This is a genomic window from Pseudomonas sp. GCM10022186, from assembly GCF_042656385.1.
Lineage (GTDB): Bacteria > Pseudomonadota > Gammaproteobacteria > Pseudomonadales > Pseudomonadaceae > Metapseudomonas.
Genome location: NZ_JBHSOU010000032.1, coordinates 19475 through 38332, shown reverse-complemented (window position 1 = coordinate 38332; position 18858 = coordinate 19475). Strand labels below are relative to the sequence as shown.

General features: G+C 61.9%; 16 protein-coding genes. 10 read left to right on the top strand and 6 right to left on the bottom strand.

Annotation, left to right across the window (positions count from 1 at the left end; genetic code table 11):
- Window positions 1–15: 15 nt before the first annotated feature.
- Window positions 16–1626, bottom strand: coding sequence for a long-chain fatty acid--CoA ligase (locus tag ACFPU0_RS14310; protein ID WP_377693748.1), 1611 nt, complete (start codon window positions 1624–1626; stop codon window positions 16–18).
- 280 nt (window positions 1627–1906) lie between these two features.
- Complete coding sequence (gene prpR, locus ACFPU0_RS14305; protein WP_377693747.1) at window positions 1907–3880, bottom strand: propionate catabolism operon regulatory protein PrpR; 1974 nt, start codon at window positions 3878–3880, stop codon at window positions 1907–1909.
- A gap of 203 nt (window positions 3881–4083) precedes the next feature.
- Between prpR and ACFPU0_RS14300 the strand changes: the two genes are divergently transcribed.
- From ACFPU0_RS14300 to ACFPU0_RS14280, 5 genes are read left to right on the top strand one after another with little or no spacing between them, the layout of a single operon-like run.
- Entirely contained in the window at window positions 4084–5142 is a 1059-nt protein-coding gene (locus ACFPU0_RS14300) for a phosphotransferase family protein (RefSeq protein ID WP_377693746.1), read from the top strand.
- The gene (locus ACFPU0_RS14295; RefSeq protein WP_377693744.1) at window positions 5139–5516 is read left to right on the top strand and encodes a DUF6285 domain-containing protein; all 378 of its coding nucleotides are present in this window, start codon (window positions 5139–5141) and stop codon (window positions 5514–5516) included. The genes ACFPU0_RS14300 and ACFPU0_RS14295 overlap by 4 nt, the downstream gene beginning before the upstream one ends.
- The gene (locus tag ACFPU0_RS14290) at window positions 5506–6219 is read left to right on the top strand and encodes a histidine phosphatase family protein (RefSeq protein WP_377693743.1); all 714 of its coding nucleotides are present in this window, start codon (window positions 5506–5508) and stop codon (window positions 6217–6219) included. The genes ACFPU0_RS14295 and ACFPU0_RS14290 overlap by 11 nt, the downstream gene beginning before the upstream one ends.
- Window positions 6220–6244: 25 nt before the next feature.
- Window positions 6245–7420, top strand: coding sequence for an acyl-CoA dehydrogenase family protein (locus tag ACFPU0_RS14285; protein ID WP_377693741.1), 1176 nt, complete (start codon window positions 6245–6247; stop codon window positions 7418–7420).
- Window positions 7417–8196, top strand: a complete 780-nt coding sequence (locus ACFPU0_RS14280) for an SDR family NAD(P)-dependent oxidoreductase (protein WP_377693740.1) — start codon at window positions 7417–7419, stop codon at window positions 8194–8196. Before ACFPU0_RS14285 ends, ACFPU0_RS14280 begins: the two co-directional genes overlap by 4 nt.
- Window positions 8197–8239: 43 nt before the next feature.
- Here the strand turns inward: ACFPU0_RS14280 and ACFPU0_RS14275 are convergent, their stop codons facing one another.
- Window positions 8240–9220, bottom strand: a complete 981-nt coding sequence (locus tag ACFPU0_RS14275) for an NAD(P)H-quinone oxidoreductase (protein WP_377693802.1) — start codon at window positions 9218–9220, stop codon at window positions 8240–8242.
- Between the two features lie 139 nt (window positions 9221–9359).
- On the opposite strand from ACFPU0_RS14275, the gene ACFPU0_RS14270 reads away from it, so the two are divergent.
- The 3 genes from ACFPU0_RS14270 (at window position 9360) to ACFPU0_RS14260 (ending at window position 11915) form a co-directional block, all read left to right on the top strand.
- Window positions 9360–10244, top strand: a complete 885-nt coding sequence (locus ACFPU0_RS14270) for a LysR family transcriptional regulator (protein ID WP_377693739.1) — start codon at window positions 9360–9362, stop codon at window positions 10242–10244.
- A gap of 900 nt (window positions 10245–11144) precedes the next feature.
- A complete protein-coding gene (locus tag ACFPU0_RS14265; protein WP_377693738.1) occupies window positions 11145–11465 on the top strand; it encodes a hypothetical protein in 321 nt (106 codons plus the stop codon).
- Between the two features lie 96 nt (window positions 11466–11561).
- Window positions 11562–11915 carry a hypothetical protein gene (locus ACFPU0_RS14260; protein WP_377693737.1) on the top strand — a complete coding sequence of 118 codons (354 nt, stop codon included), beginning with the start codon at window positions 11562–11564 and terminating at the stop codon, window positions 11913–11915.
- Between the two features lie 99 nt (window positions 11916–12014).
- Here ACFPU0_RS14260 and ACFPU0_RS14255 read toward each other — a convergent pair whose 3' ends face one another.
- The 3 genes from ACFPU0_RS14255 to ACFPU0_RS14245 all read right to left on the bottom strand — a co-directional run bounded on the left by ACFPU0_RS14255 (window position 12015) and on the right by ACFPU0_RS14245 (window position 17031).
- Window positions 12015–13247, bottom strand: coding sequence for a DUF3422 domain-containing protein (locus ACFPU0_RS14255; protein WP_377693736.1), 1233 nt, complete (start codon window positions 13245–13247; stop codon window positions 12015–12017).
- A 32-nt stretch (window positions 13248–13279) separates the two neighbouring features.
- The gene (locus ACFPU0_RS14250) at window positions 13280–13882 is read right to left on the bottom strand and encodes a TetR/AcrR family transcriptional regulator (protein WP_377693735.1); all 603 of its coding nucleotides are present in this window, start codon (window positions 13880–13882) and stop codon (window positions 13280–13282) included.
- Window positions 13883–13977: 95 nt separating this feature from the next.
- Window positions 13978–17031: an FAD-binding and (Fe-S)-binding domain-containing protein gene (locus tag ACFPU0_RS14245; RefSeq protein ID WP_377693734.1), complete on the bottom strand. Its 3054-nt coding sequence runs from the start codon at window positions 17029–17031 to the stop codon at window positions 13978–13980.
- 135 nt (window positions 17032–17166) lie between these two features.
- Between ACFPU0_RS14245 and ACFPU0_RS14240 the strand changes: the two genes are divergently transcribed.
- Both ACFPU0_RS14240 and ACFPU0_RS14235 read left to right on the top strand, forming a co-directional pair.
- Window positions 17167–17916: an SDR family NAD(P)-dependent oxidoreductase gene (locus tag ACFPU0_RS14240; RefSeq protein ID WP_377693733.1), complete on the top strand. Its 750-nt coding sequence runs from the start codon at window positions 17167–17169 to the stop codon at window positions 17914–17916.
- Window positions 17909–18667, top strand: coding sequence for an SDR family oxidoreductase (locus ACFPU0_RS14235; RefSeq protein ID WP_377693732.1), 759 nt, complete (start codon window positions 17909–17911; stop codon window positions 18665–18667). Before ACFPU0_RS14240 ends, ACFPU0_RS14235 begins: the two co-directional genes overlap by 8 nt.
- Window positions 18668–18858: the final 191 nt, after the last annotated feature.

Genomic DNA, 18858 nt, shown 5'->3' with positions numbered 1-18858 from the left:
GGAATTGGGGGGCGATCAGTGCCAGGCGTAGTCGCTGTAAAGCTCGCGCAGGGTTTTCTTGCTCACTTTGCCGGTGGCCGTGTGGGGCAGCTCATCCAGTCGTTCGCTGGCGTCGGGCAGCCACCATTTCGGCACCTTGCCCTCCAGGAAACGGATCAGCTCCTCGTGACTCGGCGCGGCATCCGTTTGGCGCGGTACCACCACCAGCAACGGGCGTTCGCTCCAGCGTGGATGGGCGACGCCGATCACTGCCGCTTCGGCCACTTGCGGATGGGCCATCACGGCGTTTTCGATTTCCACGGAGCAGATCCATTCGCCGCCGGACTTGATGACGTCCTTGATGCGGTCGGTGATCTGCATGTAGCCGTGCCGGTCGATGGTGGCCACGTCGCCGGTGTCGAACCAGTCCTCGGATGTGTCCTGACCGAAGTAACCACTGCGCACCCAAGGCCCGCGTACCTGTAGCGCGCCGGAAGCCTGGCCGTCGTGGGGCTGGAGGTTGCCGGCCTCGTCGACCAGGCGCATTTCCACCCCGAACAACGCTCGCCCGGACTTGAGCAATTGCGGGCCGCGTGCTCTGTCATCCAACTCGGCATACCACGGCTGGCAGCGGTTGTAGCTGCCCATGGGGCTCATTTCCGTCATGCCCCAGCCGTTCTCCAGGGCGACATTGTGCTGGGCCATGGCTTCGATCAGTGCCAGCGGGCAGGCGGCGCCGCCGCTGACGGCGCGCTTCAGTGTGGGCACGGCGATGCTGTGGGTGGTCAGGTACTGGCTGATGTTGGCCCAGAGCGTCGGGACGGCCAGGGAAAAGGTGACGCCTTCGTCGTTGATCAGCCGCACCATCGCCGCCGCGTCACTCACCTTGGGCCCCGGCAGGACCAGCTTGGCGCCCACCATGGCCGCGTTGTACGGCATGCCCCAGGCGTTGACGTGGAACATCGGCACCAGCGGCATCACCACGTCCATGGCGCGCAGGCCAACATTGTCGGCCATGTTCTGCGCCATGCCGTGGAGCACGGTGCTGCGGTGGCTGCTAAGTACGCCTTTCGGGTCGCCGGTGGTGCCCGAGGTGTAACAGAGGCCGCTGGCCCGTCGCTCATCGAGTTCCGGCCAGGCATAGCTGTCCGCCGCCTGCGCCAGCAGCGTTTCGTAGCTCAGCAGGTTGGGCAGGCTGCTGGCGGGCAGTTCGTCCTCGGCGCAGAGGGCGATGAAGCGCCGTACCGAAGGCAGTTCGTGCTGCAACGCTTCCACCAGGGGAATGAACTGCGGGTCGATGAACAGCAGATCGTCGGCGGCGTGCTGGATGATGTAGCGGATCTGTTCCGGGAACAATTTGGGATTGATGGTGTGGCATACGCGCCCCGAGCAGGGAATGGCGTAATGCAGTTCGAAGTGGCGATGGTCATTCCACGCCAGAGTGCCGACCCGTGCACCTGGCGGACAGTCCAGGGGTTCGAGGACGTTAGCCAGGCGAGCCACTCGTGCGAATGCCTCGGCATAGCGATAGCGGTGCACGCTGCCGTCGGCGAACAGAGAAACGATTTCGGTATCGGCCGCAACCTGAAGGGCATGCCGCATGATCGCGGTGATTCCCAGGTTGAAATTCATCATCAGGCCTTGCACGGGCAACCTCCTGCCTTCTTCTTGTTTGGGCATCGAGGCTGGCATCAGGTCGGTCACAGCCTCTCAACGGGGGAGGAGCAAGGGCTGTGCCAGACACTTTCGGTGAAGGGAGGTTATGAATTTAAAGCCAGTTGTTTCAAGGGGATAGGTGATTGGTGGGCCGATAGCCCGTCGTATGGCCCGCCCTCGTTTCACGTCTGTCGATTTCAGTTCTGTAATGATTTTTCAGGGATGAAATCTAGGCTGCGACTAGCAGCGGCATCCGTGGAACCGATGGGGGCTAGGCTGAGCGCCCCGCGCGCAGGCGCCGCCAAAGCGTTGTACGACTGATGCCCAATTGTCGCGCCGCTTCATCGAGGTCGCCGTCGCAGGCCTCCACCACACGACGCACATGGGCGATTTCGCTGGCTTTGGCGACGCTGCGCAGTGCCTGGCCCGACGTATCAGGCTGGTCTGCCGCCGCTATCTGGGCGCCGGACTCGAACAGTTCGGGAAACAGGGCGCGCAGGCCGTCCGGGTTGTCCTGATCGTTGTCACCGAGGGCCTGCGCGGACAACGCCGCGCGCTCCACCAGGTTCTCCAGCTCGCGGATGTTGCCGGGCCAGCGGTGTGCCTTGAGGCGCGGCATGAGCTGATCCAGCAGCGCCTGGCCAGCGCTGGCCGCCGCTACCGGAAGCGCAAGCCGGCCGAGGATGGCGCCGGCCAGCAGGCGAATATCCCCAGTGCGTTCGCGCAGGGGCGGTACTGCCAGGCGGAGGATGTTCAGGCGGTAGTAGAGGTCCTCACGGAAGCGGCCATCGGCAATTCGGCCGCGCAGGTCGCAATGGGTCGCGGCGACGACGCGGATGTCCACCGGGGTCGGCTCCGAGGCGCCGAGGCGCAGCACTTCGCGCTCCTGTAGCACACGCAGGAGCCGGGTCTGCAAGGTCACTGGCATATCACCAATCTCGTCGAGAAACAGAGTGCCGGTATGCGCCGCCTCGATCAGGCCCGACTTGCCGCCCTTGCGCGAGCCGGTGAAGGCGCCTTCCTCGTAGCCGAAAAGTTCGCTTTCCAGCAGCGCTTCTGGGAACGCCGCGCAGTTGATCGCCACGAACGGCCCCGCCTGGCGCTGGCCGGCGTTGTGTAGGCTCTGCGCGAGCAGCTCCTTGCCGGTGCCGCTTTCACCGGTAATCAGTACGGTGGAGTCCGTGTCGGCATAGCGCCGAGCCAGTTCTAGCAGGGCACGAAAATCGGCGGCCTGCCCGAGGAGCTGGTCGAAGTGGTAGCGCGCGGTGAACTGACGGGGGCGCGCCTGACTGCGGATACGGCGGTCGGCGCGCTGGATGGCGTTCGTCTCCTGGCAGGAGATCACCACACCGTCGGGTTTGCCATGCTCGATGATCGGCGTGACATTGGCGACCAGGGTGCGGGTGCCGACGCGGACCAGCCGGCTCTCCTCGCTTTCGCCCTGGTTTAGGCTGCTGCTGATGTCGAGTTCCGGCATCAGCTCGGCGAGAGGACGCTGCCTTGCCCACTCGACGGAAATGCCGAGCAAATGCGCCATACGCGGATTGATCGATTGCACGATGCCATCGGCGTCAACGGCGATCACGCCATCGCTGAGGTTGCGCAGCACCGCGCTCAGGCGCTGCTGCTGGATCAGCGCCTGTGTACGGCTGCGGCAGATCGCCAGCGCTTCGTCCAGCGTCCGGCGCACCGCGTCGGCATTTAACGCCAGCACACCCTGGGCGCCGGCCGCTTCGGCCACTTCCACTGCTGTGGAAGAGCCCACTATCACCCGATAGCCCTCATCCACCAGTTCGCGAATGCGCTGACGTGCCTCGTCGAAGCTGGTGTAAGTCGCCTGACGGAGGTCGACGGTGAACAGTGACGCCATCGCGTCCAGTTCCGGGTGAGCCTGCTGGAAGCTGACGATGCCTACCTTGGTGGCCCGCGCCCTGGCCATGTCCAGGGCGCGGATGAGGTCGTACTCGCCCATGCGGATGGACAGGATGGTGGTGCCGATATGGCGCCGCAGGTAATCAGCGGTGGCCCCGGAGCAGATGATCAGGTCAACGTCCTCGCGGCTTTCCAGCTCCATGCCAGTACGCCGCAGTTCGGTGACCGTCGTCTCGACGATTTCGACCTGGGCGCGCTGGTGATAGTCTGGCACCACCTGCTGGACGATCCGCGCCATACGGCTGGCCCCCTCAGGCGCGCGCAGATGGGTGATGAGGGCGACGACTCGGGGTAGATACTGCGCATCTGGCATGGTCGGGTCCGCTGGTGTTCTGGCTTTTCTAGCCTGAAACAAAGATTTCAGATCTGCAATGAGCAAGGGGGCTGATAAGTTAGGATAGGCTTCAAGATTCTCCATAAAGCGTTGTTATTAAAGGATTTATAAGAATTTATAGTGAACTGGAATAGCTCTTGCTCTCTCGCTCGTAAGTCATCACCCGTGAGCAAGAGCTGCCGATGTATAGCATTCCCTCCGCAGGATCCGGCCCGTACCGGATCGACATTCCAGACGCCCTGGCGCCGCTGGCTGAATTTCTCGCCCAGCAGGTCGGCTGTGAGCGTGTCCAGATCGAAAGCTGCGAACGCCTGTCGGGCGGTGCCATCCAGGAAAACTGGCTACTGAAGGCCAGGTTGTCCTCGGGCTCCTGGCAAGCCGAGCGGCGCTGGGTTCTGCGCACCGATGCGCCGTCCACGGTGGCGGTCAGCATGGACCGGGCGCAGGAGTTCGCCGTGTTGCAGGCGGTGCACCAGGCAGGTGTGAAGGCGCCGGAACCGCTCTGGCTGTGCCGTGATACGCAGGTGATCGGGCGCGATTTCTTCGTCATGCAGGCGCTCGGCGGTACGGCCAGCGGCCATGGCCTCACCACCGATCCCGCCCTTGAGCCAACCCGCGCAGCGCTTTGTGGCGAACTGGGCGAAAGCCTGGCGCTGCTGCACCGGATCACGCCTGAACATCCGGCGCTCGACTTCCTGCCGGCCGCCGCTGCCGACCCGGTACAGGCGAGCATCGACCAGTACCGGAGCTACCTCGACGCACTGCCGGGCAGTCACCCGGTCATCGAGTGGGGGCTGCGCTGGTGCGAACTGAACCGCCCCGCGCCGGTCCCCTCGCGGCTGATTCACCGGGATTACCGCACCGGCAATTACATGGTGGACCGGGGACGGCTGGCGGGTGTGCTCGATTGGGAGTTCACCGGTTGGGGCGACCCTCGCGAGGACCTCGGCTGGTTTACCGCACGCTGCTGGCGGTTCGCCCGTCCAGACCGGCTGGCGGGCGGAGTGGGGGAGTTGGGTGACTTCCTCGACGGCTACGCAGCGGTGTCCGGCTATCGTCCCGGCGCCGAGGAGCTGCGCTTCTGGCAACTGATGGCCCACCTGCGCTGGGCGGTGGTTGCGCTACAGCAGGCGCAGCGTCACCTGACCGGACAGCAGACGTCCCTGGAACTGGCACTGACTGGACGCATGGTGCCGGAGCTGGAGCACGAAATCCTCATCCTCAGTGGAGCCACTTCATGACTGCGCCGAACGCAACCGAACTCTTGGCCACTGCCCGCGGCTTGCTTCTCGAAAAGCTTCTGCCGGCACTACCCGCCAGCCTTGCGTACGACTGCCGGATGATCGCCAGCGCCATGGCCATCGCCGCACGTGAGATCGAGCGGGGTAATAGCGCTGCTGACCTCGAATGCGAAGCCCTGGCGCAGGTACTGGAACCGCGCGGATTGGCAGGGCTGACTCGGGACGACGCACTGGCGTTGCTAGCGCAGTTCATTCGCCAGGGCATCTTCGATCAGCCCGGAGGCGAACAGGCGCGCTTGTTGGATGCGCTTGCGGCCATCACCCGGGCGCGCCTCGGCATCAGCAATCCCAAGGTGCTCAACGATGCACGCTGACTCCGACGTCCGGCGGCGCCGTTGCTACCTGGTCAGGCACGGGCACGTCGACTACTTCGACGCACAGGGGCGGCCACTGGACCCGCGGACCGTGGCGCTTTCGCGCACGGGCACGCAGCAGGCGTGGGCGCTCGGGCAGGTCTTGCAGGATGTTCCGTTCGACCGGGTGCTGTGCTCCGACTATCCACGTGCCAGGCAGACGCTCGACCTGCTCTTGCAGGGGAATCAGGTCCCGGTGGAGTCCATGCCCGAGCTTCGTGAGATTCGCGCGGGACGCCTGCGCGAGATTCCGGTCGAAGCGCTTCGGGAGCAGGTGGTTGGCGCATACCGTGCAGCGGGCACCGTCGGGGCGCGCTTCCTCGGCGGTGAGCGTTGGGACGATTTTCAGCGCCGCGTACTCAGCCTGTTCTTCGAACTGCTGCAGGACCCGGCCTGGGACAGCGCCCTGATCGTCAGCCATGACGCGGTCAATCGCATCCTGCTGGGCTGGGCGGCGGGCCTGGGGCTCGCCGGTATCGCCGCCTTCGAGCAGGACACCGCCTGCCTCAACGTTCTCGACATCGATATGTGTGGCGACCAGGTAGTGAGCGCCCTCATTCGCACGCTCAATTTCACCCCCTACGACCCACTCAAGGCCGGTATCCACGGCACCGTGCTGGAAAACCTCTTCCTGGCCATCGAACCGGCCGGGCTGAGGGTTTGAACCTTTTCACCACAGGAAATCACCCATGAACTTTGCGCTTTCGGATGACCTTCTAGACCTGCAGGCCCGAGTACGGGAATTCATCGCCACGGAGATCATCCCGCTGGAGAACGACCCCCGACAAACGCCGCACGGTCCATCCGGCGAGCTACGTCAGGAACTGGTTGCGAAGGCCCGCGCACGTGGCCTGCTGACGCCGCATGCCTCTCGCGAAATGGGCGGGTTGGGACTGTCCCACACCGCCAAGGCGATCGTGTTCGAGGAGGCCGCCTATTCACCACTCGGCCCGACCGCGATGAACATCCATGCCCCCGACGAGGGCAACATCCACTTGATGGAAGTCGTGGCGACCGAGGCGCAGAAGGATCGCTGGTTGCGCCCACTGGTGCAGGGCCATATCCGCTCCTGCTTCGCCATGACCGAGCCGGCGCCAGGCGCTGGCTCCGATCCGTCGATGCTGGCCACTACGGCCGTGCGCGACGGCGACGATTACCTCATCAATGGTCACAAGTGGCTGATCACCGGCGCGGAGGGTGCCAGCTTCGCCATCGTCATGGCGCGTACCGAGGACGGCAACGCGACTATGTTCCTGACTGATACCGACCGCCCCGGATTCATCCTCGAACGCATGATGGACTCCCTGGATAGCTGCTTCACTGGTGGCCATGCGGTGCTGCGTTTCGAGAACCTGCGGGTGCCCGCCAGTGATGTGCTGGGCGAGGTTGGCAAGGGTTTCCGCTATGCGCAGGTACGGCTCGCGCCTGCGCGCCTGACCCACTGCATGCGCTGGCTGGGGCAGGCGCGTCGCGCCCATGACGTGGCCTGTGCTTACGCCAGCCGTCGCGAATCGTTTGGCAAGGTGTTGGGCGAGCACCAGGGCGTCGGTTTCATGCTTGCCGATAACGAGATGGACCTGCTCACGACGCGCCTCGCCATCTGGCATTGCGCCTGGGTATTGGACCAGGGGGAACGCGGGAATTCCGAGTCGAGCATGGCCAAGGTGATCAGCTCCGAAGGCATCTGGAGAGTGATCGATCGCAGCGTGCAGGTGCTGGGTGGCCAGGGCGTCACCAGCGAAGCAATCGTCGACCGCATTTTCCGCGACGCGCGTGGCTTCAGGATCTACGACGGCCCCAACGAAGTGCATCGCATGAGTCTGGCGCGCAAAATCCTCGCGCGCGTGCAAGGCGGTGCCCAATGAGTCGTTCTCCGCTGCTGGCTTTCGACCTGCGCGGGAAGCGTGCCCTGGTGACCGGCGCGTCCAGTGGATTGGGCCGGCACTTCGCGCGGGTGCTGGCCGCAGCTGGTGCTCGCGTCGCCGTCGCAGCGCGGCGGGTAGAGCGCCTGGATGAACTGGTCAGCGATATCCGTTTCAACGATCACGAGGCCAGGGCCTATTCATTGGACGTGACTGCCCGCGCATCGGTGGTGGAGTGCCTGGATGCGATCCAGGCGGACTTCGGCGGGCTGGACATCGTCGTCAACAATGCCGGAGTCAGCGATACGAAGCGCGTCCTCGACTATCGCGATGAAGACTGGGACGCCGTTCTCGATACCAACCTGAAAGGCGCCTGGATGGTCGCGCAGGAGGCTGCTCGGAGGATGGTCGAGGCGGGGCAGGGTGGCAGCCTGATCAACGTCACGTCGATCCTCGCATCGCGCGTGGGCGGGGGCGTTGGTCCGTACTGCGCCGCGAAGGCCGGCCTCAGCCACCTGACCCGCTCCATGGCACTGGAACTGGCGCGCTTCGGAATTCGCGTCAACGCCCTCGCGCCGGGGTACGTGGTGACTGAAATCAACGATGGATTCCTCGCCAGCGAGGCGGGCGAGCGCCTGAGAGCGCGCGTACCGTCGCGGCGTTTCTGCACCTATGAAGACCTGGAGGGGGCGTTGCTGCTTCTGGCTTCCGACGCCGGGCGGGGCATGAACGGGGCCGAGATCGTAGTGGACGGAGGACATGCCTGCTCGGGTCTGTGACGAAGGATGCGATGCCCGCTGGGCATCGCACCTCCCGGTGGGATCAGGCCGTCAGCACGACCTTGCCGATGTGGCCGCCGGTATCGAGCAGACGATGAGCATCGCTGGCTTGCCGTAGGCTGAAAGTGGCGCTGACCCGAGGCTTGACCCGACCGGACTCGATCAGCGGCCAGACGTGAGCCTGCAGCTCCGCCATGATTGCAGCCTTCTCCTCGTGGCTGCGTGAACGCAAGGTAGAGCCGAGGTGAGTGAGGTGCTTGGTCAACATGGGGAAGAGGTCGACGTTCTGGGCCGGCCCCTTCAGCAGGCCAATCTGTACGATGCGTCCGTTCATGGCGGCGACTTGATAGTTCCGGCTCACGTAGTCACCGCCGATGATGTCGACCACCACGTCCACGCCTTTGCCAGCCGTGGCGGCCAGCGCGGCCTCAACGAAATCCTCTGTCTGATAGTTGATGGCGACGTCGGCACCCAGGGCCAGGCTGGCCTGACGCTGCTCTTCGTTGCGGATGGTGGTGATCACAGTGGAGGCGCCGAATGCACGAGCCAGCATGGTCGCGGTGGTGCCGATACCGGAGGCGCCTCCGTGGATCAGCACACTGTCGCCTGCCTTGAACTGCCCGCGTTGGAACAGGTTGGTCCAGACCGTCATGAAGGTTTCCAGCAGGGCGGCCGCCTCGGTGAGTTCCAAGCCCTTCGGCAATGGCAGTGCGTTGCGTTCGTCGGCCACCGCATATTCGGCGTAGCCTCCACCGGGAATCAGCGCCATCACCTGCTCGCCAATACGCAGTCGGGTCACGCCTTCGCCCAGCGCCACGACTTCACCAGCGACCTCCAGGCCAGGGATATCCGAGGCACCGGGCGGCGGGTCGTACAGACCCTTGCGCTGGAGTACGTCAGGGCCGTTGACGCCGGCGGCCCGGACCCGGATCAGGACCTCTCGACCCCGTGGTGCGGGCGTGGGGCGGAGGGTCGGCAGCAGGACTTCCGGCCCGCCCGGCTGGCTGATCTCGATGGCGGTCATATGCTGGGGGATAGGTGGATTGTGCATGTCATGAATCTCGATGACGGGAGATGCCGAGCATCGTAGGAGCGCGGACTAGCAACGTCGCGCAGTGTTTTCACAAGCCCTGTTTGCAGGAATGCAGCAGGAGGAAGGCGAGATGAACTGGAACGATGCAAGAGTGTTCCTGGCGATGACCCGGCAGCAGACGCTGCGTGGCGCCGCGCGGGAACTGAACGTGGACCAGGCGACGGTGAGCCGGCGGATCGCCGCCATGGAACAGTCGCTCGGTTCGACCCTGTTCCTGCGCACCTCCAGCGGCTTCCAGTTGACCGGGGTAGGAGAAACCGTTCTGGAGGCGGCCGAGCGTATGGAAACCGCAGCCTTTGAGCTGGTGCGTCGGGCGCAAGGGCGTGACAGGGCGCTCTCCGGCGAAGTGCGGGTAACCACCACCGACTCACTGGCCATCGATTTCGTGATCCCTGCCATGGCGCGTGTGCACGCCCGCTATCCGGATGTGAGGGTCAATCTCAACAGCTCATCGGACTTGCTCAACCTCGCTCGTCGTGAAGCCGATATCGCCATCCGCACACTCAAGCCGGACAACCCGGACTTAGTGGTACGGCGCCTGGCTAGTTGGCCCATGGGGCTATTCGCTTCGGCAGAATACCTCGAAGCCCATGGCACTCCCGAACCCGGCAACGGGTTCCTGGGGCACGACCTGGTAATGTACGAACCCCACTTGGCCGAAGGCCGCGACGTGACCCTGGTGGGCGAGTCGGCCGCATCCGGCCGGATCGTTACCGCAGTGAATTCCAGCGTTATGGTCCGAAACGCCATTGCTGCTGGTCTGGGCGTGGGCGAGCTTCCCTTGTACATGGGGGCGCAGGACGGCCTAGTCCGCGTCTGGCCCACTCGCGCACGGGGTCACCCTTACGAGGTGTGGATGGTCACTCACGGCGACCTCCGTCATACCGCGAAGATCCGCGTGGTGATAGAGGCAGTTTTGATGGCTTTTGAGGGAGCGGCAGCGCCTGATCTGTGAATCACGAAGCTCACTAAACAGCCCTCTCTCCATGACGGAATGACCTTGGCGCTGGGCATGGGCGCTGCACGAATATGGCTGCTTCTGGCCGTTCTCTGCCAGTTGCCTCTTCGGCGTATACGGATCATTTCGAATGCAAACAGTGAACAGTACGAACCTAATTGACCCGTACGCGGCAATGTAACTAGCGCTCACGTGCGATGCAAATTGCACCCTGTGCTAATCCAGAGCAGATCAGGTTGAGCGGTTTGGCCAGCCGTCGGGCCCTTTGCGTTCACGCTCGACTACAACGTTGACCATGATGAAGGGTTCGCGGTCCGGGCCGCCTTGTGCGCGCTCGGCAATCCCGGTGGCCCAATCTCCAGTCCAAAGGCCTATGACGTCTTCGAGTAGCCAGGTAGGGACCGGTTTCCTGAGCAGCCTTTACTGCATGCCAGCGCAATAGCGCCGTTTAAGCTCCTTACGAAGGTTAGGTGCGGAGCGGACAAGGTGTGAGTCAGCGCGAAAGGCTTGACAAGCAATTGCGAATAAGAATCGCTATAAATTATGTTGAAAAGATAATTCGCCTAATTTCCATATAAATGGCACAAGGCGGTACGCCATGCGCGAGCCTAACCAACTGTACGTGCTCAGATTGCGAGCGACAGACCGCGGTAACTCCTCCACCGCTTTCGCCAGTTTCTGCCACATGTCTGGGAGCAGAACGCAAGACGTAATACCCATTCGCTTACGGTCATTCCACGTAGAGTGATGAAGAGTCGCACACGCTCTCACGTGGCACCTATCCAAGTAAAAGGGAGGCAGGGTAGAGTCATTTCAATGTTGCACTGATATCAAGCTTGAGCTGCGTGCCTGCGAGGTTCCTTTCGTCTTGGTGCGCACGCTTCAGTTTGCGCAAGCGTGCGAAAGCAAGGAGGCAGGGTCAGCGAATACCATGGGATACGTTGGTTCAAAACGGACTTTCAGGTCCAAACGCCAGAAGACAACAAGCATTGGGCGGATGATGATCTGCGCCTGTTGAGCCCCCGACGTCCGATTGTCAATGGCGCACCTGATGAGGCTGATACGGACCTGGCGTATGCCCTGGAGGTCGCTCAGGGGCGGGGCGTCAGGCTGGCGGCCGGTGGGCTTGATCGAGCAGATACGGCGACAGCGGTGCTGGATATCATGGAAGGGTCAGCAGAGGCGTTTAAACGTCGCTTCGACAAGTATCACTTTTAGTGCCGAGCATTAGGTCGACTGAAGCTGAACACTGAGTGAAAGCGAAAGGGAGATCCGTTTGAGTACTGTGGATTGGGGAGCCTGACCGGAAAAACTGTGGGTATTGTCAAAGCATATGGCTATGGCGACGAATTCCTCAGTGCTACCAATTTCGATCGGCCTGAGGTTTCCCAGATCCTGCAAAACATCAAGAAACTGGTCCTCGGCCGGATCGATTTGACCCTAGAGGACGAGACAGTTGCTCGTTGGATCATCAAGCACAATGACCCCAACCTTATGCAACAGATCGAGTTCACCCATAACAGCTTGTCCAGCCAGCAGATGCACGTGACCAGCAGTTTGAAGAATCCGCGCCATCAGGCAATCATCGACACGTTCAATAAGGGGCTGGCGACAATCAAGGCGAATGGCACCTTCGACGATATTTTGCGGGAGAACGGTCTGAAGTAATTACCACCCACGATCGAAAGCGTTCAGCTTCTCCTCGTGGGTTCTCATGAGTGTCTCAACCCGATTGACGCAGGAGCGTTGCGCGATGGTCCACGCGAGTCAGTCTTCTTGAGCCTTCCTGATTCGATACGCAATCGTGCCGATGATCGCAATCGCCAAGGGCGCTACGTAGAGACCTGCATCTTTGGGCGAAAGGTCGACCCCCAGGCCGTGAAGGCCCTCATAGAGCAGCTTAAACAGGCTCAGCAGGTAATAGCTGATGGCGATGATCGAAAGCCCTTCCACAGCTTTCTGAATCTTGATTTGGGTGGTCGCTCTAGCGTTCAGACTCTGCAAGATGGCGCTGTTCTGCTCCTCCACCTCAACCTGCACTCGGGCCTGGAGCAACTCGCCGAGGTTCGCAACGCTGTCGCTCAGGCGTTCCAGACGTTGATGGGTGGCGGAGCAATAGCGAAGGGTGGGTTTGAATCTGCGCTCAATGAAAATGCCCAGACGTTGGCATCCCTGCACGTGAGATTCCCGTAGTTCTGCAATGCGCTCGAACACGATCTGGGAATAGGCTTCCGCCGCGCTGAAACGCTGGCGGGTTCTGGCGGTATGGCGGACGATTCGTGCCGATAGGGCCGAGATGCGCTTAAGGATTTGCCTGGCGTCGGTGCCACTGGTGTTGGCGTTCTCGTCAGACAGGACGGTGAGTTCTCGCTCGAACTCTCTCAGCTGGCTGGACACTTCCTTGGCGACGGGCAGGGTGAGCGAGGCCATCATCCGGTAGGTTTCAATTTCCAGTAAGCGTCGCACCATCCGGCCCAGGCGGTAGGCATTCAGGGACCGATTTATCAGGAGGATCCGGTTGATGTTGCGTTCGGACAGGCGGAAATCGCTCCACACCACGGCGTCACCTGCGCCGATCTGGGAACCGGACGGGTCCTTGAAGCCATACCGGGCCGTGTGACCCTCCCAGTTCTCCGCGGCTTCCACCAGGATCTGAGTGCACTCCACGATCAGGTGCTCGTGGCCCGCTACCAGCGACGCCAAGCAGTTAGGAATCGCTGGCCAGAATTCGCTTCCAGCGGACTTGGGTACGACCAGGGTCAGGGAGAGAAACTCGGTGTGGCGTTCCCATTTCATTGAGAATCCACCCAGCGTCAGGAGTCCTTGCGATGGGCCTTGTTTAGCAGTATCTCCGCCCTCGGCTTCGAGTTTCCGGACTATCCGATCGAGCGCGTTTCCTTCCTCGAGCAGTGCCATGTGGAAGACATGGGCTGGTTCGTTGAAGTAGATGGAAGGGCGTGCGTGCAGCTCATTGTGCAAATCGACTCTCATGGGATGCATGGCGGGCCACCTGCTGGGAAGGGTTTGTCGGGTCAGCGTTTAGCCGCTCCAATGGCGCCAGTGATCATGGAGGTGAGCTGGTCCACGATCTCTTGGGAGGACACAGCCGACTCGCCGTCATCCCAGAGGGGAAGGCTCTGAAGCATGCCAATGATGGCGTTGACCAATACCTGCATTCCGTTACTCGAGCAGGGCTGCTTCGGTAGTTCATGAGAGATGACCGATTCGAAGCATTGCGCATACTGCCTGCGCAGAGCCGCGATGCGTTCACGTTGCTCAGGCGTGAGGTTGATGGACTCACGGTCGACCAACATCAAACGTTTCCTCTCCCGGGACTGAAAATTCACGAAGGCCTGGACGAACAGACGCAGCCGGGATTGCGAGGTGCTGCCACGTTTCAGTGTGAAACGCGTTTCGCTCAGCAAATCGTCTAGCGCTTCCTCCATCAACTCGAACAACAGGCTTTGCTTGTTCTCGATGTGGTTGTAGATCGACCCTGCCTGGACTCCCAGATGAGCAGCGAGATCGCGCAAGCTGGTCGACTGGTAACCATTGGTGCTGAAGAGATCCAGCGCGGTCTGGCGAAGCCGCTCCTGGGTGGTCGGCCGTTGGTGGAGCGTACTCATCTGGTTCATGGGGCATCCTCTGGTCTGGCTGACAGGGGAGAACGCACCACTCGTTTCCTGGAAACATGCTGTTTGGCCAGGGCTGGAGCGGCGCGGGCGCTAACTCATCTCTGGATTTGCCGCACATACTCGAGCAGAGCGTCGAGTGGGTGTCGCAGGTTGCGATGTTGTAGGCGACTGACCTGGGAGCGGCAGGAGTAGCCGTCTGCCAGGACTAGCGCGGGGTCAGGTTCGGCGGCGATGCGTGGCCCCCAAGAACTTTCGAAAATCGTTACGGAGGTCTCGTGATTGCGAGCCTCGTGGCCATAGGTGCCGGACATCCCGCAGCAGCCAACGCTCGGCAGCTCGAGCTTGAGTTGGAAGCGGGCGAACAGTCGCCGCCACTGCTCCATGCTGGAGGGGCTATTGGTGCGCTCAGTGCAATGTCCAAGCAGCTTGAATAGGGGTGTTTGCAGAACAGGTGTCGGGAGTTCGGGAAGTTTGGCCTCGAGCAACCATTCCTGAGGCAGTAGGACAGTGGGGCAACGCTCGGCGCCGAGCACCTTGGCGTACTCTTGGCGATAGACCAGCGTCATCGCCGGGTCGAGGCCCACCAGGCTGATGCCGTATCTCTGTAGGTCGAGTAGCCGGCTTGCATTCCTGCGGGCGGCTTTCTCGAAGGTACCGAGGAAACCCTGTACATGCAGTGGTTTGCCGTTCGGCAGGAACGGGGCCAGGTAGACCCTGTGCCCCAGACGTGAAAACAGCTCCACCCAGGCAGCGAAGGTTTCGGTGTCGAAGTAGCGGGTGAAGGCATCCTGAACGAGTACGACGCTTCGAGCTCGTTCCGTTGCGTCGAGCTCGGCCAGTGTGCTGGGCGTAGCTAGCCGGACCTGCCACTGGTCGAGAACCGGACGCAGATCAAAGCGACTGAGTAACGGGCTGTCGACCATTCCCGCGTATTTGCGCAGCAACGCCTGGACAGGACGTGCTCCCATGACCGCGTTGTACAACGCAGGGACCCGCGCGAGATAGGGAATCGTGAATTCCAGCGAGCCAATCAGATAGTCTTTCAGGGGCCTCAGGTACCGCCCGTGATACAGCTCGAGGAAGCGGGAGCGGAACTCGGGGACGTTGACCTTGATGGGGCATTGGCCTGCGCACGACTTGCACGCCAGGCACCCGGCCATGGCGTCATACACCTCGTGCGAGAAGTCGTCCTGGCCCCGATGTCGTGCCCAGGAGTTACGTAACCGTCGCGGAAAACTGCTGAGGAAATTACCTTGTCGTACGCGCGTAGCGGCGGCGAGAACATCCACGCCGGCAGCACCTTGCAGACGTAGCCATTCCCGGATAAGTGAGGCACGTCCTTTGGGTGACTGTGCGCGTTGGCGAGTGGCCTTCCACGACGGGCACATGGCGTCATCCGGATCGTAGTTGTAGCAGGCGCCGTTGCCATTGCAGTAGACCGCGGTGTCGTAACTCTGCCAGACCCGTTCTTCGATCTGTCGGTCGTGTTGGCCACGCGTTTCCACTTCATCGACGCCCAGCAGATGTCCTGCTGGCGGCGTCGCGATCTTGCCCGGATTGAGCTGGTTGTGTGGATCGAAGGCAGCCTTGATTTCCTGCAGGACGGGGTACAGCGGCCCAAAGAATTCTGGGGCATAGGCCGAGCGCAGCCCCTTGCCGTGCTCGCCCCAAAGAAGGCCCTTGTACTTTTGGGTCAGTGCGACCACTTCATCGGTGATTTCCCGGACCAGGACTTCTTGCTCGGGATCACGCATGTCGATGGCGGGTCGCACATGCAGCACGCCAGCGTCGACATGGCCGAACATGCCATAAGTGAGGTTGCGCCGGTCCAGCGCCTGGCGGAATTCAGCGATGAAATCGGCCAGGTGTTCAGGCGGTACCGCGGTGTCTTCGACAAAGGGAATCGGACGCTTGTTGCCCTTGAGGTTGCCGAGCAGTCCAACGGACTTCTTGCGCATGCTCCAGATGCTCTTCACGGCCGCGTCGCCGAATGCGGTCGTGTGGCCCAGCCTGCTGCTGTTCTGTCCGGCCGTCTGCAGCTGCGTGGTCACTCGATCCAGTTTTGCCTGGAGCGCGATGGCATCCTCGGCGATGAATTCGACGAGGTTGATCCCCTGAATAGGCTGGTCGCCACGTTCCGGAAAATACTCGGCGACCTGGGTCCAGATGATGTCCTGCCTAGCGAGCTGAAGGATCTTCGAATCGACGGTTTCTATCGACGCCGCGTCCAGGGCCATCAGCGACGGTGCATCGCGCAATGCCGCGTCAAAGCTGGCATAGCTGACATTCATCAGGGCGCTGTATTTGGGGATCGGCAGCACGCGGATCTTCGCGTCGACGATGAAGCCCAGTGTGCCCTCCGAGCCGCAGAGCACGGCGTTCAGGTCGAGGCGGCCCTGGTCGTCGTGCAGGTGGGCTAGGTCATAGCCGGTCAGGCAGCGGTTCAGTTTCGGGAAGCGCTCGGCGATCAGCTGCCGATGAGTGCGGCTGACCTCGTCGAGCAGGCGGTGGATGCGACCGATCTCGTCGTCACGCTGCTTGCAGGATTCGAGTTCGTTCTCTTCCAGTGGCTGAGAGCGCCAGTAGGTCCCGCCGAGTAGCACGGTGCCGAGTTCGAGCACGTGATCGCGAGTCTTGCCGTACAGGCACGAACCTTGGCCGCTGGCGTCCGTGTTGATCATTCCGCCGATGGTGGCGCGGTTGGACGTCGACAGTTCGGGGGCAAAGAACAGCCCGTGCTTCTTCAGCTCGGCATTGAGCTGATCCTTGACCACCCCACCTTGTACCCGTGCCCAGCCCTGAATCGGGTCGATTTCGATCACTTGGTTCATGTGTCGCGAGATGTCGACCACCAGGCCATCGCTCAGGGACTGGCCATTGGTGCCGGTGCCGCCACCGCGTGGCGCCAGGGACAGTTTCGCGAACTGGGGCAGAGCGGCAAGACGGGCGACAAGCTGTACGTCTTCACGGTTGCGGGGAAAGACAACCGCTTGTGGAAGACGTTGGTAGATCGAGTTATCCGTCGAAAGGACGGTTCGATCACCGTAGTAGGTCGATACTTCGCCAATAAAGCCTTCGGCCTCAAGCGTGTTGAGGAAGGAGAAGTACAGGTCGTCAGTAGAGGAGGGCGGGGCCAGGCGCGAAATCATCACGAGATACCTACACGGGGCATTACTGCCATCCAGCGAGTCGACGGACCGAACTTGCAGGGCAGCATTCGGGGTTGACCAAATGTAAGACAACAGTCATCTTACGTAAAGAGGCTTAACCAACGGAGGTATGCTGTGGAAGCGCAATCGGTTGTGATCGTAGGTGGTGCGTCTGGTCTGGGTCTGGTCACCGCAAAGCTGATGCTGGAGCGGGGAGCCAAACAGGTCGGCTTGATTGATCGTAACGAGCAGCTGCTGGAAGAAACCACGGCTTCTCTCCGGGCCAATGGGTACCGGGTGGCGACGGCAGTGGGCGATATTTCTCGCCAGGAAAGCGCCCATGCGGCCTTTCAGAAGATGGTCGATGCCTTTGGTCGGGTTGATTGCCTGATCAACAGCGCCGCTATCTATCCGCGTAAGAACATCCTGGAAATCACGGATGACGAGTGGGATCTGGAAAATGCCGTGAACATCAAGGGCACCTACCACATGATGGTGGCGGCGGTTCAGCACATGAAGCAGTTCGTCGCGGCGCCTACGGTAACTGGTCGCATCGTTAATGTGACCTCGGTCGATGCCTTCAAAGCGCACCCGCAGAATGCCCACTATGCCGCCACCAAGGCTGCAGTGGTCAGCCTGACTAAGTCCTTCGCCCAGGCCTGTGCCCCGGATCAGATTCTGGTGAACTCCGTTGCTCCGGCGGGCTTCGCCACCGAGCGTGCCAAGCAGTTGGGCTTCCTGGGCGAACTGGCCAGCGCCAACCCGCTGGGGCGTGCGGCCGAGCCGACCGAGATCGCGGAGTGGATCGTGATGATGGCCAGCAGTCGTAACACCTACGCGACCGGCGAAAACGTCATCGTCAGCGGGGGCTACATCTATGCCTGAGTCCGTCTCCATGTTGCCGGCCAGCTACAGAACTGCGCTGGTCACCGGCGCGACCAGCGGCATCGGTCGCGCGATCGTCATCGCCCTGCGGGCTGCCGGCCTGCAGGTGCTGGCCGTTGGTCGAAACCAGGCTCTGCTGGAAGAGCTCCAGGGCGAGTGCGGTGCCCTGCCGGTTCCTCTGGATGTGCGCCAGACGCAGGAGTTTGCTGCCCTACTGGAGCAATACCAAGTCGACGTGCTGGTGAACAACGCGGGTGTGCTGTCTTCACGTGCGGCGTTCCAGGAGATGGATGCCGCCGAGATCGACAACATGTTCGATATCAACCTGAAGGCGCCACTGCACCTCGCTCGGCAGGTGCTGCCGGGCATGGTCAGCCGCGGCCATGGCCATCTGTTCTTCATCGGCTCTAGTGCTGGGCGGGCTCCCCATCCCGGCGCTGCAGTCTATGGTGCGTCCAAGGCGGGAATCAGCCTGTTCTGTGATGCCCTGCGGTGCGATCTGCTGGGCAGTGGTGTGCGGGTCACCGAGATCGCTCCAGGTCGTGTGCAGACGCAGTTGTACAAGTCCGCCATGGGGATGGATGCCGCGAGCAAGGAATTGTACGACGGCTATCTGTCGATCAATCCGGAAGACATTGCCAGCCTCCTGCTGGCGGCCCTGAAGCTGCCCGAACAGGTGGATGTGTCGCGTCTCGAGGTATTTCCGACGGCTCAGGCCGTGGGTGGTTCTCGGATGGTTAAAACCGGCTGAGTGGTATGAGAGCCGGGTTGGGGAGTGCAGGGCGCTCTCCTGTGGCATTTCGACTGAATGCCTCGCTTGGCGGGGCTTTCAGTCTGTTGGTTGAGGTTGCTCGGTGCAGGTAAGGCGGAAGAAAAAGTAGGGATTTTTGCTTGACTGCCTGTAAGACAACAAATAACTTACGTGTGAAGCGTGGCTAATTG